General features: G+C 55.8%; 19 protein-coding genes. 6 read left to right on the forward strand and 13 right to left on the reverse strand.

Annotation, left to right across the window (positions count from 1 at the left end):
• Positions 1-22 precede the first annotated feature (22 nt).
• A complete protein-coding gene (gene flk / locus A6A26_RS19880) occupies positions 23-1,063 on the forward strand; it encodes a flagella biosynthesis regulator Flk (RefSeq protein WP_063880338.1) in 1,041 nt (346 codons plus the stop codon).
• 1 nt (position 1,064) lies between these two features.
• On the opposite strand, the gene A6A26_RS19885 is transcribed toward flk, so the two are convergent.
• Positions 1,065-1,508, reverse strand: a complete 444-nt coding sequence (locus A6A26_RS19885) for a rhodanese-like domain-containing protein (RefSeq protein WP_063880339.1) — start codon at positions 1,506-1,508, stop codon at positions 1,065-1,067.
• Positions 1,509-1,596: 88 nt separating this feature from the next.
• On the opposite strand from A6A26_RS19885, the gene A6A26_RS19890 reads away from it, so the two are divergent.
• Positions 1,597-3,036 (forward strand): MocR-like pyridoxine biosynthesis transcription factor PdxR, encoded by a 1,440-nt coding sequence (locus tag A6A26_RS19890; protein ID WP_063880340.1) that lies wholly within the window; start codon positions 1,597-1,599, stop codon positions 3,034-3,036.
• A 92-nt stretch (positions 3,037-3,128) separates the two neighbouring features.
• On the opposite strand, the gene fabB is transcribed toward A6A26_RS19890, so the two are convergent.
• Positions 3,129-4,349, reverse strand: a complete 1,221-nt coding sequence (gene fabB, locus A6A26_RS19895) for a beta-ketoacyl-ACP synthase I (RefSeq protein WP_063880341.1) — start codon at positions 4,347-4,349, stop codon at positions 3,129-3,131.
• Between the two features lie 152 nt (positions 4,350-4,501).
• On the opposite strand from fabB, the gene mnmC reads away from it, so the two are divergent.
• Positions 4,502-6,514 (forward strand): bifunctional tRNA (5-methylaminomethyl-2-thiouridine)(34)-methyltransferase MnmC2/FAD-dependent 5-carboxymethylaminomethyl-2-thiouridine(34) oxidoreductase MnmC1, encoded by a 2,013-nt coding sequence (mnmC, locus tag A6A26_RS19900; protein WP_063880342.1) that lies wholly within the window; start codon positions 4,502-4,504, stop codon positions 6,512-6,514.
• Between the two features lie 26 nt (positions 6,515-6,540).
• On the opposite strand, the gene A6A26_RS19905 is transcribed toward mnmC, so the two are convergent.
• The 6 genes from A6A26_RS19905 to prmB are packed head-to-tail and all read right to left on the reverse strand — an operon-like array spanning position 6,541 to position 11,125.
• A complete protein-coding gene (locus A6A26_RS19905; protein WP_063880343.1) occupies positions 6,541-6,825 on the reverse strand; it encodes a YfcL family protein in 285 nt (94 codons plus the stop codon).
• 34 nt (positions 6,826-6,859) lie between these two features.
• Positions 6,860-7,405 (reverse strand): elongation factor P hydroxylase, encoded by a 546-nt coding sequence (locus tag A6A26_RS19910; RefSeq protein ID WP_063880344.1) that lies wholly within the window; start codon positions 7,403-7,405, stop codon positions 6,860-6,862.
• Between the two features lie 20 nt (positions 7,406-7,425).
• Positions 7,426-8,229: a sulfite exporter TauE/SafE family protein gene (locus A6A26_RS19915; RefSeq protein ID WP_063880345.1), complete on the reverse strand. Its 804-nt coding sequence runs from the start codon at positions 8,227-8,229 to the stop codon at positions 7,426-7,428.
• 8 nt (positions 8,230-8,237) lie between these two features.
• Positions 8,238-9,056 carry a penicillin-insensitive murein endopeptidase gene (gene mepA, locus A6A26_RS19920; RefSeq protein WP_063880346.1) on the reverse strand — a complete coding sequence of 273 codons (819 nt, stop codon included), beginning with the start codon at positions 9,054-9,056 and terminating at the stop codon, positions 8,238-8,240.
• A 4-nt stretch (positions 9,057-9,060) separates the two neighbouring features.
• Entirely contained in the window at positions 9,061-10,146 is a 1,086-nt protein-coding gene (gene aroC, locus A6A26_RS19925) for a chorismate synthase (protein ID WP_063880347.1), read from the reverse strand.
• Between the two features lie 46 nt (positions 10,147-10,192).
• Complete coding sequence (prmB, locus tag A6A26_RS19930) at positions 10,193-11,125, reverse strand: 50S ribosomal protein L3 N(5)-glutamine methyltransferase (RefSeq protein WP_063880348.1); 933 nt, start codon at positions 11,123-11,125, stop codon at positions 10,193-10,195.
• Between the two features lie 160 nt (positions 11,126-11,285).
• Between prmB and smrB the strand changes: the two genes are divergently transcribed.
• Both smrB and A6A26_RS19940 read left to right on the forward strand, forming a co-directional pair.
• A complete protein-coding gene (gene smrB, locus A6A26_RS19935) occupies positions 11,286-11,834 on the forward strand; it encodes an endonuclease SmrB (protein WP_063880349.1) in 549 nt (182 codons plus the stop codon).
• 283 nt (positions 11,835-12,117) lie between these two features.
• Positions 12,118-13,938, forward strand: coding sequence for a methyl-accepting chemotaxis protein (locus A6A26_RS19940; protein ID WP_063880350.1), 1,821 nt, complete (start codon positions 12,118-12,120; stop codon positions 13,936-13,938).
• Between the two features lie 80 nt (positions 13,939-14,018).
• Here the strand turns inward: A6A26_RS19940 and sixA are convergent, their stop codons facing one another.
• The 4 genes from sixA to A6A26_RS19960 all read right to left on the reverse strand — a co-directional run bounded on the left by sixA (position 14,019) and on the right by A6A26_RS19960 (position 18,592).
• A complete protein-coding gene (sixA, locus tag A6A26_RS19945) occupies positions 14,019-14,501 on the reverse strand; it encodes a phosphohistidine phosphatase SixA (protein ID WP_063880351.1) in 483 nt (160 codons plus the stop codon).
• Between the two features lie 201 nt (positions 14,502-14,702).
• On the reverse strand, positions 14,703-16,823 hold the full coding sequence (gene fadJ / locus A6A26_RS19950) for a fatty acid oxidation complex subunit alpha FadJ (protein ID WP_063880352.1): 2,121 nt from the start codon (positions 16,821-16,823) through the stop codon (positions 14,703-14,705).
• Positions 16,823-18,133, reverse strand: coding sequence for an acetyl-CoA C-acyltransferase FadI (gene fadI / locus A6A26_RS19955; RefSeq protein ID WP_063880353.1), 1,311 nt, complete (start codon positions 18,131-18,133; stop codon positions 16,823-16,825). The genes fadJ and fadI overlap by 1 nt, the downstream gene beginning before the upstream one ends.
• 162 nt (positions 18,134-18,295) lie before the next feature.
• Complete coding sequence (locus tag A6A26_RS19960; protein WP_063880354.1) at positions 18,296-18,592, reverse strand: YfcZ/YiiS family protein; 297 nt, start codon at positions 18,590-18,592, stop codon at positions 18,296-18,298.
• 357 nt (positions 18,593-18,949) lie between these two features.
• Here A6A26_RS19960 and fadL point away from each other — a divergent pair, with 357 nt between their 5' ends.
• Entirely contained in the window at positions 18,950-20,224 is a 1,275-nt protein-coding gene (gene fadL, locus A6A26_RS19965; RefSeq protein ID WP_063880355.1) for a long-chain fatty acid transporter FadL, read from the forward strand.
• 154 nt (positions 20,225-20,378) lie between these two features.
• On the opposite strand, the gene mlaA is transcribed toward fadL, so the two are convergent.
• A complete protein-coding gene (mlaA, locus tag A6A26_RS19970; RefSeq protein WP_063880356.1) occupies positions 20,379-21,143 on the reverse strand; it encodes a phospholipid-binding lipoprotein MlaA in 765 nt (254 codons plus the stop codon).
• Positions 21,144-21,254 lie beyond the last annotated feature (111 nt).

Below are 21,254 nucleotides of genomic sequence, written 5' to 3' on the forward strand. Positions count from 1 at the left end.
TCTGTTTCCCAAGGAATCCGCCATGCAACCTGTCAGCGGCCCCGGTGTGCCGGTCGGCGATCGTTCATCTGTTAATCCGCAAACTGACGCCCCGCGTGCAGGAAGCGTTGCCGGTGAACAGCCCCTTTCTCCTGCCCAGCGCACGACGCTTGAGCGTTTGATTGTGCGCATTATGTCGCTTAGCACGCTTAAGGCGCCCGAACTCTGGGCCGGTTTACGCCATGAAGTGGGTGTTAAAAGCGAAGCAGAGCTTCAGTCGCGCCATTTTCCGGCTGCGGAGCAGTTTCTCAATGCCCGCCTGGCGCAGGTGCAGACAGGCCACGGCACACGTCAGTTAATGACGCAACTGACCGACCTGCTGCCGAAAGGTAATAATCGTCAGGCGGTCAGTGATTTTATCCGCCAGCAGTTTGGTCAGACGGTGCTGAGCGCCTTAACCCAGGACCAGCTGCGCCAGGTATTAACCATGCTGCAAAATGGTCAGATGGCAATTCCGCAACCCCAACAGAGCCGTACCAGCGATCGTTCGCTGCTGCCTGCCGAGCATCAGGCGCTGAATCAGCAAATTGTTCGTCTGGCTGCCGCGACAGGCGAATCCAGTGGCAAAATATGGACCGCTGCGCTGAAGCTGGTCAATCTCACCAGCGGCGATCCTATTCCGTCGCGCCATTACCCGCTGCTTACACAGTATTTGCAGGTGCGTCAGACGTTGAGCCAGCACAGTGCGCCGACGTTACAGCTGATTGAAGCCTCGTTGAAACATCCTTTGGATCAGCGTGAACAGCAGATGCTTCAGGATTACAGCCTGCAACGTTTTCAGGCCACGCCGCAAATGGTGCTGACCCCGACGCAAACTCAGGATCTGCTTAACTTCCTGTTTGCGCGTCGGGCTGAAAGAGCCCATGAGCAAGCCCTGGCCGATAACGAACTGAATCCGCATCCGATATGGGCGCCCATTTCCGGTTCGCTGCCGCCGGCTTTGCAACCGCTGGCAGCGCGCCCGGTGCTGAGCGCGGTTGTGGGGTTGATTGTTCTGGCCTTTTTACTGTGGCTGGTGTTGTAATTTAACACCCACAGGATGCCGCAGAAGCTGTCTGCGGCCATTCGCCCGCCTCATCGCCCCATGTCATCGGATGACCGTCTCGCTTCCAGAAATCCAGCCCGCCAATCAGTTCTTTGACTTTAAATCCCAGTAACGCCAGCTGATACGCCGCTTTGGTTGAGCCATTACAGCCGATGCCATCGCAGTAAGTCACATAGAGCAGGTCGCGATCCAGAGAAGCCGTGCTGGCTTCATTGATTTCCCGATGAGGGAAGTTTACCGCGCCGCTGATATGGCCTGCCCGCCAGGCTTCCACCTGACGGGCATCGATCACGACAATCCCCTGCCGTTGGTGGGCCAGATCGTCAGCCAGATCCCAGGCATCGGTGTAATAAGCCAGTTTGGCCTGCAGATACGCAACGCTCTGCTGCGGTAACGCCGGGGGAAAACCTAAAACAGATGACATTCTTTTTTCTCCTGTTGTGACAGACAGGCAGTTTACGGCAAAGTGGACTACTGAATAATACCGCTTTCAACAAGGTGATAAGACCATTATGACGTCGCCGCTGCTGCAATTGTTTCATCATCAGGCAACCGGTGGTCTGCGCGACCGCCTGTGCGCCACACTTCGTCAGTGGATTGAAACCGCGCACCTTCAGGTCGGGCAGAAACTGCCCTCAACGCGTCAGCTGGCAACCGATTTAGCGCTGTCGCGCGTCACGGTTGAAGCCGCTTACGCCCAGCTTGAAAGTGAAGGTTACCTGCGGCGGGAATCCGGTCGAGGCAGCTTCGTCGCCATCACGCTGCCGGGCAGTTCGCCCCGCGTGCGCGCCAATCGCATGGCGACATTCTCACAGCGCGGCCAGCAGATGCTGGCAACGGGCGGCTGTCAGGATGCGCCCTTTCCCTATGCGTTTGCGGCAGGTTCGCCGGATTTACGTGCCTTTCCTCATCCTCTCTGGCGGCGGTTAACCGCCCGCGTTCAGCGCACCGCTGGCCCTGACGTGATGGGCTACGGCGATCCGCTGGGTTATCTGCCACTGCGCCGCGCGCTTGCTGATTATCTGGCCCTGTCACGTGGCGTGCAGTGCGAGGCTGATCAGGTGATTATTTTAACCAGTTCACAACAGGCGCTGCAGCTGCTGGCGCTAATGCTGGTTGATGCAGGTGATGAGATCTGGATGGAAGAGCCGGGCTATGCGGGGGCGCGTAATGCCTTTCTTTCTGCGGGGGCCAGAGTGCGCGGTATTCAGGTGGATGCCGAGGGTGCGGTTCCCCAACCCGGTTCCGCAAAACTGATGTATCTGACCCCTTCGCATCAGTATCCCACCGGCGTGTCCTTAAGCCTGCCGCGCCGTCTCGCCTGGCTGGACTGGGCACGTCGTCACGGCAGTTGGCTGATTGAAGACGATTACGACAGCGAGTTTCACTATGACGATCGCCCTGCGCCTGCGCTGCACGCGCTCGACAACGATAGCCGGGTCATTACCCTCGGAACCTTTTCGAAATCGCTGTTTCCCTCGCTGCGTCTGGCGTGGATGGTGGTGCCTGGCCCGTTGGTGGCACCTTTAGGCCGGGCGCGCAGCCTGCTGGACGGGCATAGCGCGCTGCTGCCGCAGGCGGTAACGGCAGAATTTATGCAGCAGGGGCATTTTGCCAGCCACTTGCGGCTAATGCGCCAGCTTTATCACAGCCGTCGCGATCGCCTGCTGGAGCAGCTAGCCCAGCGTCTGACGCCATGGCTCAGGCCGTTTCCCTGCCCGGGTGGATTGCAGACAACCGTTGCGCTGGTGCAGGGCGACGACGCCGCCTTAACGTTACAGGCGACAAAGGCGGGTTTATTACTGCCCCGACTCAGCCCACTGTACGGCGATAGCGCACCTCAGCAAGGCTGGATTTTAGGCTTTGCGGCGCTAACGCCCGATGAGATTGTGGCCGGGTGCGACAAGCTGGTCAGGCTGCTTTCAGCAGGCTCATCACGCAACAGTGGCTGAGTGGCAATCCCAACGTAAAAAAGGCCGGCAAGCGCCGACCTTTTCGTAGGGTTCACGTCATGCTGCGTGCAGCATGACGTTTTAGTCCAGCGTTATGCCTGGTATTTGCGCATGGTCAGCGTGGCGTTGGTGCCACCAAAACCAAAGCTGTTAGACATCACGGTGGTCAGCGTTTTTTCTGTCGGCTGCGTCACGATATTCATGCCTTCTGCCGCCGCATCCAGCGAGCTGATATTGATGCTTGGGGCAATAAAACTGTGCTCCAGCATTAGCAGCGAGTAGATGGCTTCCTGCACGCCCGCCGCCCCTAAGGAGTGGCCGGTCATCGCTTTGGTAGCAGAAATGTACGGCGTGTTATCGCCAAACACTTCACGAATCGCGCCCAGTTCTTTGACATCACCGACCGGGGTAGAAGTACCGTGGCTGTTCAGGTAGTCGATTGGCGTGTCCACGCCGTGCATCGCCATCTTCATGCAGCGCACTGCGCCTTCACCCGATGGCGCGACCATGTCTGCACCATCTGAGGTTGCGCCGTAACCTACGATTTCAGCGTAAATGTGCGCACCACGTGCCAGTGCATGCTCCAGTTCCTCAACCACGACCATACCGCCGCCGCCCGCAATGACGAAGCCATCGCGTTCGTTATCATAGGTACGTGAGGCTTTTTCTGGCGTCTCGTTGTAACGCGTAGACAGTGCGCCCATTGCATCGAACTCACAGGCCATTTCCCAGCACAGCTCTTCGCCGCCGCCCGCAAAAACAATATCCTGTTTGCCCAGCTGAATCTGCTCAACCGCGTTACCGATACAGTGCGCGGAAGTCGCACAGGCTGAACTGATCGAATAGTTTACGCCGTGGATCTTAAACGGCGTGGCCAGGCAGGCTGAAACGCCTGACGCCATCGCCTTGGTCACCACATAAGGGCCTACCGCTTTCAGACCGCGTGGGCTGCGCATGGCATCCGCACCAAAAACCTGAAAACGTGGGGAACCTCCGCCAGATCCTGCAATCAGACCAACGCGTGGATTGTTCTGGTAAGCCTCGTTGCTCAGGCCAGAATCTTTGATAGCCTCTTCCATAGAGAGGTAAGCATAGATGGACGCATCACTCATAAAACGCACAACTTTGCGATCGATGAGGCCAGTGGTATCGAGTTTAACGTTACCCCAGACGTGACTACGCATGCCGGAATCTTTCATCTCTTGGGAAAAAGTGATGCCTGAGCGGCCCTCACGCAGAGATGCCAGCACCTCTTGCTGGTTATTACCAATACTGGAAACGATCCCTAAGCCAGTAATCACAGCACGTTTCATTCAATCATCCTCACCACTTCTGTTATTTGACGAGCACTCTAGCTTACACTTGTACGCCGAACAAGTCCGATCAGCCATTTCCTTTTGTAAATTTGCGTCATGTCACGTCGACCGATAAAATCCTGACACTCCCTGAAAAATGAGCCTTTACTGTGAAACTGCCCCAGGTTGAACACGCCCAACTGAGCTGGAACGAACAGGGTACACCTGTTTCCCGAGCGTTTAACGACGTCTATTTTTCCAATGACAACGGTCTGGAAGAGACGCGGTATGTCTTTCTGGGTGGCAATGATTTCCCGCAACGCTTTCATCAGCATCCGCGCGATCTGCTGATTGTTGCCGAAAGCGGTTTCGGCACAGGCCTTAATTTTCTGACGCTGTGGCAAGCCTTTGATTCCTTTCAGCGCCACCATCCTGATGCGGCCTTAAAACGACTGCATTTCATCAGCTTTGAAAAATTTCCGCTGACCCAGGCCGATTTGACGGCGGCGCATCAGCACTGGCCCGAACTGGCCCCCTGGGCTGAACAACTTCAGTGCCAGTGGCCCCTGGCACTGCCGGGCTGCCAACGTGTGTTATTTGATTCGGGCCGCATCACGCTGGATCTGTGGTTAGGCGATATTAATGCGCTAATTGATAATTTTGATGACAGTCTGCATCGTCAGGTCGATGCCTGGTTTTTAGATGGCTTTGCGCCGTCGAAAAACCCCGATATGTGGACGCCTGACCTGTTCCAGTCGATGGCAAAGCTGGCGCGGCCGGGTGGCACCTTCGCGACCTTTACGGCGGCGGGTTTTGTGCGGCGCGGTTTGCAACAGGCGGGCTTTGCGGTGACCCGGCGTAAAGGGTTCGGGCCAAAACGGGAAATGCTGTGCGGTTCGCTGGAGACCGCACCCGCGCTGGCGCATCGCCAGCCCTGGTATGCGCGCCCTGCGCTGTCCGGCAAGGAGATTGCCCTGGTTGGCGGCGGCGTGGCAAGCGCCACGCTGGCCCTTGCGCTGCTGCGCCGGGGCTTTCAGGTAACGCTCTACTGTGCCGATGAGGCACCCGCTCTGGGCGCGTCCAGTAATCGCCAGGGCGCGCTGTATCCCCTGCTGAATCAGCACGATCCCGCGCTGGCCAGCTTCTTTCCTGCTGCATTCAGTTTCGCCCGTCGCCTGTATGACGCACTCGATCTCCCTTACGAACATGACTGGAGCGGTGTATTACAGTTGGGCTGGGACGAGAAAAGCGCCAGCAAGATTGCGCAGATGCTGAAAATGGCCTTACCGGCTGAGGTCGCTTACAGCGTCAACCGCGACGAGGCGGAGGCACTGGCCAACGTGGCGCTGGATTGTGATGGTATCTTTTATCCGCTGGGTGGCTGGTTAGCCCCGGCCGAATTGACCTCTGCGTTGTTATCCCACGGTGAACGACTCGGATTACGTGTTCACTGGCTGCACCGCGTCACCGCGCTGGAGCCGCATTCGCAAGGCTGGCAGTTGACCTTCAGTGAACAACCCGCCACCTGCCACCAGGCTGTGGTGCTGGCTAACGGTCATGCGATTACCCATCTGACCCAGACCGACTCGCTGCCGGTTTATCCGGTCGCCGGCCAGGTCAGTCATATTCCGGCTTCACCCACGTTATCGGCGCTGAAAACGGTGCTCTGTTATGACGGTTATCTCACCCCAGCCAGCCCACAGTTTGGGACGCACTGTATCGGCGCCAGCTATCACCGTGGCGATACGTCGACGGCCTACCGTGAAGACGACCAGCAGCAAAACCGCAGCCGTCTGCAGCACTGCCTGCCCCACAGCGGGTGGGTGGATGAAGTGGACGTCAGCCAGGGCGAGGCGCGCAATGGCGTACGCTGCGCCACCCGGGACCATTTGCCCATGGTGGGCAGCGTGCCGGATTACGCGGCGACGCTTGCCACCTATGCGGATCTTGCACAGCAACGCACCCGCGAAGCAGAAAGCGAAACGGCACCGTATTTTTCAGGGCTTTATGTGTTTGGCGCGCTTGGCTCACGTGGATTGTGCAGTGCGCCCCTGGCGGCAGAAGTGCTGGCGGCTCAGCTCAGCGGCGAACCCCAGCCGCTGGATGCCAGCACGCTGGCGGCGCTCAATCCAAATCGTTATTGGGTAAGAAAATTGCTGAAGGGCAAAAAAGCGGGGAACTAGCACGGGCGGCGTACCGCCCCGTGCATTCAGGCAGACTGCTGGCGAGCCTGTAAAAACAGGTTATCCCACATACCAATCACCAGCGCCTGATCCCGGGGCGATAATTCTCCGGCGGCGATAGCGTTTTGCAGGCTTCGTGTCACCTGGATCTGTAACGCTTGCGGCGTGTGTTCGTCCAGGCGTTCCACTTCCGCCACTGCCAACGTGAGGTGGCCACGCAGATAACCGCTGGCAAATAGCTCATCGTCACTGGCGTGCTCAACCATGTCGTCAATCAGGGCCAGAATACGTGCCTCAAATTCTGCGATCATCTCATCATTCCTCTGTTATTAAGTCCCTTCTGCATCACAAATCGTCCGGCCAGGGAAATTGCGATGCGGTCAGAGAAGGCCTGCCATAATAGTCAGCCAGGGCTGAAATAAAGCGTGCGGGACGGGCAGGAATACCCGACGCCAGGTAGTTCATGACCTGGGCATGAACCTTTCGCTGGAACACAATGCGATCTGGCTCACAATCTCCTTCGAGATTGTCACAACTGACGTTGAAGGGAAAGCCTGCAGCCACACAAAACATCCATTCCAGCGCCTGCGGCTTAACCTCTACCGCTTCGAACTGGCTTTGCGTTTGCGCATCGCGACCATCCGGACAATACCAATAACCAAAATCCACCAGCTTGCGCCGGGCTTCACCCGCGATGCACCAGTGCGAAATTTCATGTAACGCGCTGGCGTAATATCCATGAGCAAACACCACCCGATTCCATGGCGATTCGTCATCCGCAGGAAGATAGATCGGTTCGTCATCGCCTTTAATTAGACGGGTCTGAAAGTCGTGGCTAAAGCAATCATCAAACAGCGCGATCAGCTGTTCGTAGTTATGAGTTGTTGTCATTAAGTCATCACGTAAAAGTATTACAGATTCAGCGTGGTCAGCCAGGCCATCAATTCACTGCCGTGGCTGTCCCAGAGCAGTTTGGCGCTCATGACCGCCGAAACGATTACCACCATCGGGCGGATCAGCTTTTGTCCACGTGCCAGCACCAGCCTTGCACCCAGCCGGGCACCACAAAATGCCCCCAGCATCATGATAAGCCCTGTGCCCCACACCACTTTGCCACCAAATATAAAAAACAGCAGGCTACCAAAGTTGGAGGTGAAGTTAAGCAGCTTGGCGTGCGCGGTGGCTTTTGCCAGGTTATAGCCGCACAGCGTAACGAAGGCCAGTGCGTAAAATGAGCCGGCACCCGGCCCAAAAAAACCGTCATAAAAGCCGACACAGCCACCGCCAATCAGGGCGAAAGGCAGCCCCTGCAGACGGTGAACGCGGTCTTCTTCACCGATACGTGGCATCAGCAGAAACCACATGCCGATAGCGATTAACAGCAGCGGCAACACCTGACGCAGCATATCAGCCTGCAGGTGCTGGATGAGAATGGCCCCGCCAATCGACCCCAAAAAGGTCATGGCGATATTCAGCCGCTGCTCGCTGAGTCGGATGGCCCCGCGCCGAACAAAATAGAGGCTGGATGAGAAAGATCCGCCGACCGATTGCAGCTTGTTGGTCGCCAGCGCCTGCGCAGGTGACAGCCCGGCAGCCAGCAAAGAGGGAACCGTTAACAGTCCGCCGCCGCCCGCAATGGAGTCAATGAACCCAGCCAGCAGGGCAATAAAAAACAGCAGCACAACCAACAGCGGGCTGACAACGAACCATTCCATGGGAACCCTTACAGTAAATGTTTATCCAGCAGTGCCTGACAGGCCGCAGGCAGCGGCGGTGGCTCACGTTTTACCGGCGCAGAACCAGGCTGTTTGGGCAAAAACCAGCTCTGAAGTTCGGCTCCACAGCCATCACCCGCAGGCGGTGGGGCCTGCTCTTCACACTCGGTGCTGCCCTGAGGACAGCGCAAGCGGACGTGCATGTGCGCGCGATGCGCAAACCAGGGACGCACTTTTCGTAGCCAGCCACGATCGCTACCTGCATCAGCACAAAGCTGCTTTTTAATCGCCGGATTGACGAAGATACGTGTCACATCGTCATCTTTCGCCGCCAGTTTGATCAGGCTATCGATTTCAGGCTGCCAGTGACGCGCCACCACGTTCTTGTCGTCAGCGGTGACGAGATCCAACGGCTGCGGTTTAAGGAGTTGCTGCGCGCTCCAGCGGGTTTTAGGCAGTTGTAGCCAAATATCGACGTCCAGCCCGGTTTGGTGGCTGGCATGTCCACTGCTAAAGCGCCCGCCTGCCGCCATGCCCATATCGCCAATCAGCACGTTTCCCAGTTGGAGGTTATGCGCCTGGGTTGCCAGGCGCTGAATAAACAGGATCAGATCGGGATGACCGAAATAGCGGCGCTGATCCTGGCGCATGACCTGATAATCCGGCGAGTTAAGCGGCAACGCCTGGGCACCCACGATACAGCCGTTGGCAAAGCCCCCAATCGCATTGGGCTCACCCGCAACAGGGTGCTGGATACGTTGCCACGGCGTTGCCGCCAGGCTGGAGGCACTCAGCAGGAGCGCACTCACCATCAGCAAGATTTTCATAGGCTCACCAACGTGGCACCGTCGAGTTAACCTCACCGCACTGCGCGCGCTGGCGCAGCAGATGATCCATCAGCACGATCGCCATCATGGCTTCTGCAATGGGGACGGCACGGATGCCCACACAAGGATCGTGACGACCTTTGGTGATCATCTCCACTTCCTCGCCATCGCGGGTGATGGTTTTACCCGGTACGGTAATACTGGAGGTCGGTTTCATGGCCAGATTCGCGCTAATCGTCTGACCGCTGCTGATGCCGCCGAGGATACCGCCTGCATGATTGCTCTGAAAACCGGTGGCGCGGATTTCATCACGATGTTGACTGCCGCGCTGATTCACTACGGCAAAACCGTCGCCGATTTCCACACCTTTCACCGCGTTAATGCTCATGAGTGCATGCGCGAGGTCAGCATCCAGGCGATCAAAAACCGGTTCGCCCAGGCCTGGTGGGACATTTTCCGCCATAACCGTGACCCTGGCCCCAATCGAATCCCCTTCTTTCTTCAGGGCGCGCATCAGTTCATCCAGCGCCTCCAGCTTGTCGGCATCCGGGCAAAAGAAGGGATTCTGTTCAACGATGCTCCAGTCTTTCAGTTCGCAGGCAACGTCGCCGATCTGCGCCAGATAGCCGCGAACCAGGATACCGTGCTTCATCTGCAGGTATTTTTTAGCAATCACGCCGGCCGCCACGCGCATCGCGGTTTCGCGTGCCGATGAACGGCCACCGCCACGGTAGTCACGCGTGCCGTATTTTTGCTCATAGGTGTAATCCGCATGGCCCGGACGGAACAGGTCTTTGATGGCACCGTAATCCTGCGAACGTTGATCGGTATTCTCGATCAGCAGGCCAATCGAGGTACCGGTGGTGATGCCGTCAAAGACACCGGACAAAATTTTCACCTGATCCGGCTCACGGCGCTGGGTGGTGTAGCGCGACGTTCCCGGACGGCGACGATCAAGATCGTGCTGGATATCGGCTTCGGTTAACGGAATGCCCGGCGGCACGCCATCAACGATACAGCCCAGGGCAATACCGTGAGATTCACCAAACGTGGTGACGCGAAAGAACTGTCCGATGCTGTTTCCGGCCATTGAGATTCCTTGTTACGGTTTGACGGGCGAAAGTTCGCCCACCCTTTTAGTCTTTATAAAATGAGAAATGGTGCTGTGCATCAACGATCTGCTGACGGGTGAGCATAAAGACGCCGTCACCGCCGTTGTCGAACTCCAGCCAGGTGAAAGGCACGTCAGGATATTGCTCCATCATATGCACCATGCTGTTACCCACTTCGCAAATCAGCACGCCCTGTTCGCTCAAATAGCCCGGCGCGCAGGCGAGGATGCGGCGCACCAGTTTAAGCCCGTCGCTGCCCGCAGCCAGACCCAGTTCGGGTTCATGCTGATATTCGCTCGGCAGGTCGTCCATATCTTCCGCATCAACATAAGGCGGGTTAGTCACGATCAGATCGTACTGTACCGGCGGCAGTTCGCGGAACAGATCGGCGCGAATTGGCGTCACGTGATGTATCAGACCGTGCTCTTCAATATTCTGCTCGGCCACCGCCAGCGCATCATGAGAAATATCCACCGCATCGACTTCAGCCTCCGGGAACGCATAGGCGCAGGCAATCGCAATACAGCCGCTGCCGGTGCACATGTCCAGAATATGACGCGGTTTTTCCGTCACTAAACCGGCAAAGCGGTTTTCAATCAGTTCACCAATCGGTGAACGAGGCACCAGAACGCGTTCATCAACGTAAAACTCATGGCCGCAGAACCAGGCCTTGTTGGTGAGATAGGCGACCGGGATACGCTCGTTCACGCGGCGAATGACGCGCTCAACGATGCGATGGCGTTCGCTGGCTGTCAGGCGCGCGTTTCGCATATCTTCCGGGATATCTAAGGGTAACCACAGCGTGGGCAGAACCAGCTGGACAGCTTCGTCCCAGGGATTATCTGTGCCGTGTCCGTACCAGATTCCGGCAGCGGTAAAGCGGCTTACCGACCAGCGCAGCATATCCTGAATGGTGTGCAGTTCATTCACTGCCTCATCGACGAAAATTTTGTCCACGTAGCCCTCCGCAGGCCTTTTACTAAATCGGCCGATAGTTTGCCACGAAGCCGAGGAGAATTCAGCGCGGCAAGGTGAAAAAGCTGACAATTAATGACGGTTAACGGTAAGGTATCGGCTTCTGCTGTTAATCAGCCACCTCAGATATGATTTACGAATAATGAGTAAAAAAACCCCCCTGAGCCAGGATGATCAAGCGCTGTTTCGCCAGTTGATGACGGGCACGCGTCAATTAAAACAAGACACTATCGTGCACAAACCGGCAGTGAAAACCCGGGAAGTCCCGATAAAAAGACTGTTGTCTGAACAAGCGGATAACAGCCACTACTTTTCAGATGAATTCCAGCCGCTGCTGTCCACTGAAGGGGCAACGCGCTATGTTCGTGCCGACGTGAGCCACTTTGAGCTGAAGAAGCTGCGCCGGGGTGATTACACGCCAGAGATTTTTCTTGATCTGCACGGGCTGACCCAGATGCAAGCCAAGCAGGAGTTAGGCGCGTTGATTGCCGCCTGTCGTCGCGAACACCTTTTTTGTGCCAGCGTGATGACCGGACATGGTAAACATATTTTAAAGCAACAAACGCCGTTGTGGCTGGCCCAGCATCCCTGGGTGATGGCCTTTCACCAGGCACCCAAAATGTTTGGCGGCGATGCCGCGTTATTAGTCCTTATTGAAATTGAAGAGTGGCAACCGCCAGAATTGCCTTGATATTCAGGCAGAAAAACGTCTTAAGCCCCTTGCCCTGCCGTCCCGCTTGTTCCCCCTTTGCCGGGGGAATCCGCGCCACTGCGTTACACCTTCTTCCCTTATCACGCGTCATTCCGCCCCTTATTGTCCGGGCGTTCTGCTGATTTCTGTTCAGGCTGACGCAGACTATTTGCTTAAGAAACTATTTATACTGAATACAATTTTCCCGCTGCCGATAACGTTCAAGCATTTAGGCATATTACGTTTAAACATTATTGGCACATTGACCAAGGGAACTTTTTGAATGAGCGGGTTGAGTAATTTTTTTGAGAATTTAAAAGTGGGCAAAAAGCTCATGCTCGGTTTTGGGCTTATTTTATTGTTGAGTCTGGCTGTCGCGATATGCGGCATTAAAAATCTGAATGACATTAGCGTGCGGGCCGAAAAGCTCAGGGAGCTTAAAAGCGTCAATGACCGGTTTTCACAGGCCAAAGATGCCCGCCTGCAATTCGTTAAAACACATGATGAAAAATTCATCGTTCTGAACGAAGACATGCTGAAAGAGGTAGATCAGAACTTGAAAAACCTGGGCGTTTTTCGTTGGGATGACAGTCAGCAGGCAATGATTACCGCGATGCCGTCGGCCATTGCCACTTACCGGCAGAAACGGGCCGGTACCGTGCAGGCCGTCCGTGACGGTACGCAGGCGCTGACGAACCTCTCCGTGGCTGATGAGATGCGTGCTATTGGTCAGCTCGCCGCAAGCAATAACGGTGACGCGCAGACCGCCGCCGCGTTGCAGGAGATCAATAAGCATTTGAGCGGCGTAGCGGTGCGGGTGAAACTCTTTGGCCTTGAGCATAAAGATGAAGATCGCAATGTGCTCAGCAGCTTCCTCACTGAAACCGTCGGACTTATTGCGCAGATCAAATCTCGGCTTACCCCCGCAGACGCTGCAGCAATCGACAAAATCAGTGAACAGCTCGTGACAAAACAAGCGGATATCAGCGCGATGATGGCTTCGGTAAAAGCGGGCGAAGAGGCCACAGCCGAACTGGCGGCGGCAGGCAAAACCCTGACCGATATGAGCAATGCGTTGTTTACCCAACAGCTGGACGCCACCAATCACGATGCCAGACAAGCCGTTTGGCTGATGGCGACCATTGTTATTGGTGCCATCATTGCGGGTATTCTTATTGCGCTGTTTATTACCCGCCAGCTGACGCGTCCCTTATCTGAGCTTCTGCATATTGCCCGACAAATGGCACGTGGCGATCTCAGCACCGTGATGCACACCTCTCGCCGGGATGAACTGGGCGAACTCATGCATGCGGTAGGTGAAATGAGTGATGAACTGCGCCGGATTATCAGCGGTATCCGCAGCGGCGTCACCAGCGTGAGTCAGGCGTCGGCAGAAATCGCCTCCGGGAATAATGACTTGTCTGCACGAACGGAAAGTCAGGCGGCCGCCCTTGCGCAAACGGCAGCCAGCATGGAGCAGCTGACATCCACCGTAAAACAGAATGCCGATAATATTCATCATTCCAGCAGACTGGCACAGGAAACTTTCGACACGGCCAGCCGTGGCGGACAACTGGTTACCAGCGTGGTCAGCACCATGAATGAAATTTCTGCCAGCTCAGGAAAAATCTCGGAGATCACCTCCGTGATTAACAGCATCGCGTTTCAGACCAATATTCTGGCACTGAACGCTGCGGTCGAAGCGGCACGGGCTGGCGAGCAGGGTCGGGGTTTTGCCGTCGTCGCCAGTGAAGTGAGAAACCTGGCGCAGCGCAGCGCATTAGCCGCGAAAGAAATCGAAACGCTGATTCAGGATTCGGTTGCCCGTATCAGCGCGGGTTCGCAACTGGTCAGTCAGACAGGCAACACCATGGGTGAAATCGTTACCTCAGTCAGCAATGTGACAGAGATACTGAACGAGATTTCTCAGGCGTCTGAAGAGCAGAACCGCGGCATTGCGCAGGTGGGCGTGGCTATCGTTGAAATGGATAATGTGACGCAGCAAAACGCGGCGTTAGTGGAACAGTCCTCTGCGGCGGCCAGTGCGCTTCATGACCAGGCACAAACGCTGGCAGGCTCGGTATCACGTTTTGTGATTGCGTAATCTGTTCGGGAAAAGCCTGACGGGATGGTTGTTCCGTTGTGGATTCATGCATGTTCGGGCCATTTTATGGCCCGACATCATTACATGGCTTTCGCCAGTTTTTTCGGGCTAATCTGCCACAGCAATGTGCCCTGGCTTTCAGCGGGATCGAAGTCAACGCAGGCAATTGCAGAAGTGGCAAACATTGGCGGTGTTTCCTGGGGGCACAGTTCCGACACCAGGTATCCCACCAACGGTAAGTGAGAGATCACCAGCACCGATTTCACCCCTTCATTGGCCAGCGCCTGCAAATGGCATCCCACCAGACCGGGATCGCCGCCGGGCGTGAGTTCCGGCAAAATATCCTCACCGTCTGGCAAAGGAAAGGCCTCACGAAACGTGGCGAGCGTTTGCTGCGCACGCAGATAAGGACTGACCAGTACACGTTCAATGTCAACAGACTGACCTTTTAACCAGTTTGCCATCTGACGTGATTCGTCACATCCACAAAGCGTTAAAGGCCTGACCGAATCACTGGCAGCCTCAAGAGCCGCATCGCCGTGACGCATGATAAAAACTTGCATAAAGCACCGCTGTAGTTTGTCGACATCGCCTGATGCATTCGCGTCAGGCGCTTCATTCTGCGAATGAACGTCGTGTTGTACCCTAATGACTTCAGTATAGTCAACCGGTTGTTTATTAAATAAGCACCTGTCAGATTCGTGTAACGCCTCACGCTTGTGCGGCGCGTTTCTAACCCCCTGAATCAGGATGGGTATTCGTATTTATGAAGAAGTGTAAAACTTTGTCTGCTGCTCCGCTGCGCGCAGCAATGCGTCACAGGGCGCAAAACGGTCACCGTATTGCTGCTCAAGCCGCGTTAATCTGCTCACCATCTCTGCTGCGCCCAGCCTGTCAATGTAATGAAACGGCCCTCCCAGGAACGGCGGAAAGCCAATGCCAAACACGGCACCGATATCACCGTCCCGCGGCGAGCGAATAATCTGCTCATCCAGACAGCGCACCGCTTCGTTTAACATCATCAACACACAACGCTCGGCAATCTGCGCGCCACTCTGCGTCTTCACCGGTTTACGCTTCAATAAGCTGTACACCGCGGGATCGACTTTTTTGCGCGCGAATCGCGACGATCCATACAGATAAAACCCCTTACCGTTTTTACGCCCTTTGCGTCCGTCCTGAATCACCGCATCCAGCGCAGAAGGCGCAGCAAACCGCTCGCCATAAGCCTGTTGTAACCCCGGGGAGATTTTACTGCCGACATCAATCCCCACTTCATCCAGTAACTGAACCGGCCCGACCGGGAAACCAAACTTCACCAGTGCCCGATCGATGTGATCGATCGGCTCCCCTTCCACCACACAGCGCATGGCTTCATTGATGTAAGGCGTCAGAATACGGTTGACGTAAAAGCCCGGTTTGTCCGCCACCACTATCGGCGTTTTACCCTGTTTTCGTGCCAGCGTGACCGTGCTGGCCAGCGTTTCAGGTGAGGTTGTCGCATGCGGAATCACCTCCACCAGCGGCATTTTTTCTACCGGACTAAAGTAATGCAGACCGATGATGTTCTGCGGACGCTGGGCCGTCGCGGCAATCTCCGCAATAGGGATCGATGACGTGTTAGACGCAAAGATCGTATCAGGCTGACAATGCGCCTCGACGTCGGCCACCATCTGCCTTTTAAGCGCCAGATCCTCAAACACCGCCTCAATGACCATATCGCGGTGAGCAAAACCCTGATAATCCGTGCCGCCGCTGATGCGTGCCATCTGCTGCTGACGCTGCGCCGGACTTAACTGCCGACGTTTCACTTTTTTACCGAGCAGCGCCCAACTGGTTTGCAGCGCATGGTTGATGCCTTGCAGGCTGATGTCTTTGATGCGCACCGGCAACCCGGCATTGATGGCGCTGACGCTGGCGATCCCGCCGCCCATCAGTCCGCCTCCCAAAACCCCAATCCGCTGGATGAGTCGTGGTTCGGCACGGGTCCCGTTCTCTTTCTTCAGCGCTGTTGAGGCAAAAAACAGACTGCGCAGCGCGGCCGACTCGGGTGTCATCGCCAGCTCGCCAAACGCGCGTGCCTCGGCGGCATAACCGGCCTGGCTGTTCTGCTCCAGGCCGATGCGTACCACCTCGATGATGCGCTGTGCCGCAGGATAGTTACCCTGCGTTTTACGGTCGGTTTCACGCCTGACCAGCGCGAACAGCGCCTGGCGAGCCACCGGGCCTTGCAGCAGTCGATCGCGCAATGGCAGCGGCGCTCTGCGGAATTTTCCTTTTTTTACCTGCGCAATGGCGGTATCCAGCAGAATGGCCTGCGGCACGGCATCGTCCACAATGCCCAGCTTTTTCGCCTGTTTTGCTCGCAGATTTTTACCGGTAAGAATGAGCGGTAGCGCTTTCTGCACGCCGATTAAGCGAGGCAGACGCTGGGTACCGCCCGAGCCCGGCAGTAATCCCAACTGTACCTCCGGCAGGCCGATGCGGGTTTTATCATCCAGCGAGCAGATGCGCGTGTTACAGGCCAGCGCCAGCTCAAGACCACCGCCCAGGCAGGCACCGTGGATCGCTGCCACCACCGGAAAAGGTAAGGCTGCGATAGCGGCCATCACCTCCTGTCCTTGTCTCGCCAGCGCTTCCGCCTCATGGGCGTTTCGACAACGATCGATCATGCTGATATCGGCACCTGCAACAAAGTTGTCAGGCTTGCCGGAAATCAGCACCAGCCCCAGCAACTGCGGGTTCTTGCGCGCCTGCGCGATGATCGCCGCAATCTGTGCCGCAAACTCCGCCTTTAGCGTATTCATCTTTTCATCTGGCACATCAATGGTGATCACGCCAACGTGATCGTCCCGCATTTGTAATGTGAAAGCGCTCTGTTCCATTATTCGGCCTCCAGAACCATTGCTGCACCTAAACCCCCGGCGGCACAGGCCGTGACTAAACCCAGCCCCCCGCCCCGGCGGCGTAATTCATTTAACGTCTGGGTGATCATGCGCGCACCGGTGGCGGCAAAGGGATGCCCAAAGGCGATCGATCCGCCCGAGACGTTAAAGCGCGCCTCGTCGACCTCGCCCAGCGCATGCGGACGGTTTAGCACGTCCCGGGCAAAGCGTTCATCACGGAACATTTTTAAATTGCTTAACGTCTGCGCCGCGAACGCCTCGTGCATATCTATCAGGGTTAAATCACTTAGCGTGATTCCGGCGCGATCCAGCGCTAAAGGTGAAGCATAGGCCGGCCCTAGCAGCATGTCCTGCCAGACGTCGATAGCGGTAAACGCATAGCTGCGTAAGTAGCCCAGCGGCTGTAAACCAAGCTCTTTTGCCCGGCCTTCACGCATCAAAATGACTGCCGCCGCACCGTCGGTAAGCGGCGTGCTGTTTGCCGCGGTGACAGTACCGTGCTGGCGGTCAAACGCCGGACGCAGTCGGGCATAGTCGGCGGCTTTCGCATCCATGCGCACATTATTATCCTGTTCAATGGGCGTTTTCCACGGCGGCACAAAAGCGGCCATCACTTCCTGATTCAGCACCCCTGACTGCCAGGCCTGGGCTGCACGCTGATGCGATCGCAAGGCCAGCGCGTCCTGCTCTTCCCGGCTAATGCCGTGCGTTTTCGCCATCTGTTCTGCAGTATCACCCATGCGTAATCCTGTGGAATATTCCGCGACCGCAGGCGGCACCGGTAACAGATCTCGGGGCCGCAACCGCCGCAGAATATGTAACTTCTGCGAAAAGCTACGCGCTTTATTCAAGTCCACCAGCGCACGCGCCAGTGTTTTACTCACTCCGACAGGCAACACCGAGGAGGAGTCAGCCCCGCCCGCAATGCCCGCAGAAATGGTGCCGGCCAGTAAGCTTTCAGTGACGTTTGCCACCGCCTGAAAGCTGGTGGCGCAGGCCCGGCTGACGCTGTAGGCGTCGGTATTCACACTCAGGCCACTGCTCAGCACAATCTCACGCGCAATATTCGGTGCTTCCGGCATCTGCACCACCTGCCCGAAGACCAGTTGTTCGATGATGTCGACCGGAAGCTCACTGCGGGCCATGATTTCGCTTATCACCATGCGGCCCAGTTCGACCGCTGGGATGCCGTGAAAACCCGTAGCCTGGCGAAGGAAAGGTGTACGTAATCCGTGGGTTATGGCGATGCGCTCGCCATTACGCGTCAGCAGTGACTGCGCTTTGCTCATTGTTTTCACCTGTACATCGTGACCGAGGCATCATTGCCGAAAGAGGTCTGACCTGATCCACAGTGTTAACCACAAGCCGGGGCGCCGCCAACATCAGGAGGAGAAAAGTGAGATGAGAAACACGAAAATGAAAAACGCCGCACAGAAGCGGCGTCGAAAGCCTTAACGTAAACCGAGTTGAAAAATCAGGGTTTCAGCCTGACAGCTAAAGGTGAAATCGATATTAAGCTGCACGCCGTCGGCCTCTTCCACCATGCTGGCTTGAATAACGCAGGGTTCGGACTCGACCTGCCGCGCTTTTTCAGTCAGCCGGGCCAGTTTACTTTCCGCCTCGGCACGCCGGGCAAACCATTCTGACCAGCTGGCCGTACAGTCCGAATTATCCATCACCGTACCGACATCGACACAACAGCACGCAGCCGTTTCTGTCGCGCTACATTTTTTTAAAGCATCAGTCATGGGTCTCTCCTGACAACACATCATAAGGTGGGTAATTTTCTGCTAAAAATTTTACGCCTTCGTTTTTCAGGCTGCCAGACACACCGCGCTAAGTGACGAATATCACAATAAAATTTGATATGGATCAGTTTTAATCCTGCCTCTCTTGCCGTTTTATCCTGAGAAGTGTTAAGCAGATCGAATTTTCATCGATCAAATTGGAAATATTTTAAAAACAATATTGCAACATGTGTACAGGTCGGACCTATACTCTCCGCACTGGTCTGATATGTACGTTTGACATCAGTCCATACAATCCGCCGTTCCTTGTTACGCGACGTCACAACGTTAAATAATAATTCACATGAGGTTGTGGTCATGAACCATAAAAACCTGTTCGCAAAGTCAGCCGTGGCAGCTGCAGTAGCGCTAATTTCCTCTAACGTATACGCAGCCGGATTTCAGTTAAATGAATTTTCTTCCATTGGTTTAGGTCGCGCTTATTCTGGCGAAGGCGCAATGGGTGATACGGCGGCCTCAGCCAGTCGTAACCCGGCAACCATGGCGCTCATGGATCGTCCTGAGTTTTCTATCGGTGCGGTTTATATTGATCCTCAGGTCGATATCAGTGGGCAAAGTCCATCGGGACGCAGTCTGGATGCGAAAAACATCGCCCCCAATCAGTGGATCCCTAACCTGCATTACGTCCAGCCGATTAACGATCAATGGTGGGTTGGCGCATCAGCGACCTCAAACTACGGCCTGGCGACAGAATTTAATGATGGCTATACCGCGGGGGGATTCGGCGGTAAAACCGACCTGATGACCGCTAACCTGAACCTCAGCACCGCTTATCGTCTGAATGAGCATTTCAGCTTCGGTGTGGGCTTTGACGCTGTTTATGCCAAAGCAAAAATTGAGCGTTATGCTGGCGAATCCTTCTCTGCACTCGGCATTCCGGCTGATACGCAGATTGCCCGCCTGAAAGGTGACAAATGGGGCTACGGCTGGAACGCCGGAATTTTGTATGAAGTGGATGAAAATAACCGTTTCGGTTTCACCTACCGCTCTGAAGTGAAAGTCGATTTCGATGGGGATTACAAAAGTAATCTGCCCGCCGCTATCAATGCCTTTAATCTTCCCGGTGCGCCTTTTGGCACAAGCGGTAATACCATTCCGGGGTCACTAACCCTGAACCTGCCAGAAATGTGGGAAGTTTCAGGCTGGCATAAAGTGGCACCGCAGTGGGCCGTGCACTATAGCCTGGCCTATACCAGCTGGAGCCAGTTCCAGGAGTTGAAAGCGACGGGCTCAAACGGCCAGACGCTGTTTTACAAAGATGAGGGTTTCCATGATGCCTACCGCATCGCACTGGGTACCACCTATCAGTACGACAAAAACTGGACCTTCCGCAGCGGTATCGCCTTTGATGACAGCCCGGTTCCGGCAGATAAACGTTCTATCTCTATCCCGGATCAGGACCGTTTGTGGCTGAGCGCCGGTGCCTCTTATGCGTTTAACGACGCTGCATCGGTAGATGTCGGCGTGTCTTACATGCACGGTCAGAAAGTCACCGTACAGGAAGGCAACTATACCTTTAACTCCAGCGGTAAAGCCTGGCTGTATGGCGCGAGCTTTAACTACAAGTTCTGATGCGCTAAACGCATAAAAAAAGCGACACTGCGTGTCGCTTTTTTATTGTCCAACGATCATCAACGTTATCAGGACGACAGCGTAACAGCCTTACATCATCCTGCGCCAATCCTGAGGCCGCCCTTTGCACAGGCGGCTTTTCACTCGCCGTGGCTTACTGAGAATCAATATCTTTCAGATCGCCCTGAATCGCCGCAGCGTTAGGATTATCTTCTGGCTTCAACTTGCCGCCGCGCGCCAGGAAGTCATAGCGCTGGAAATAGGCGCTACGCACAAAGGCGTAAGGATCGCGTTGCTGTTTCAGGATGGCATCCGAGTCCAGCAGTTGCGCGCGTGATTCAATGCCTTCCAGTGTCCATTTACCAATCGACATGGGCCAGGTCAACCAGCCAAGCACAGGATAAAGCGTATCGACGTAGTCACCGCCGTCCTGACGCACCGTGAAGCTCCCATAGCCAGGTAACTGCACATAAGGACCGTAACCCACACCATAATGACCCAGCGTAGTACCAAAACGCTGCGATCCCTGACGTGCCAGTTCCGGATTGGCTTTACCAGCGACATCGATGAAACCGCCCAGCCCCAGCACCGTATTCAGGAAGAAGCGCGTAAAGTGGATACCCGCGTTACGCGGATCGCCGACCAGGATAGCATTCACCATACTGGCTGGCTCGCCAAGGTTACCCAGGAAGTTGCTCAGGCCAGCACGTGCAGGCACGGGCACGTAGTCGCGCCAGGCGACTGCCACAGGGCGCAGCACGTACGGGTCCAGCACGTTATAGTTGAAGTTGAACATTGTGCGGTTAAAGCCTTCAAGCGGATCGCTACGCCCTGCAGGCGCGTCGTCGTCAGGCTTTGAACTGGCACAACCAACCAGAAGCACACTGGCCAAGGCCAGGCTGGTCAGGCGGTGATCCATTTTTTTCTCCCTGTGCATGTAAGTTATTTATACCCTGCAAGTTTCACCGGGTAGATCAGCGCATTGCAGCAAGCATAGCTGATATCTCCCGTGCGGTTCACAGATTCAGAC

Source organism: Pantoea sp. OXWO6B1 (assembly GCF_001641135.1).
Lineage (GTDB): Bacteria > Pseudomonadota > Gammaproteobacteria > Enterobacterales > Enterobacteriaceae > Pantoea > Pantoea allii.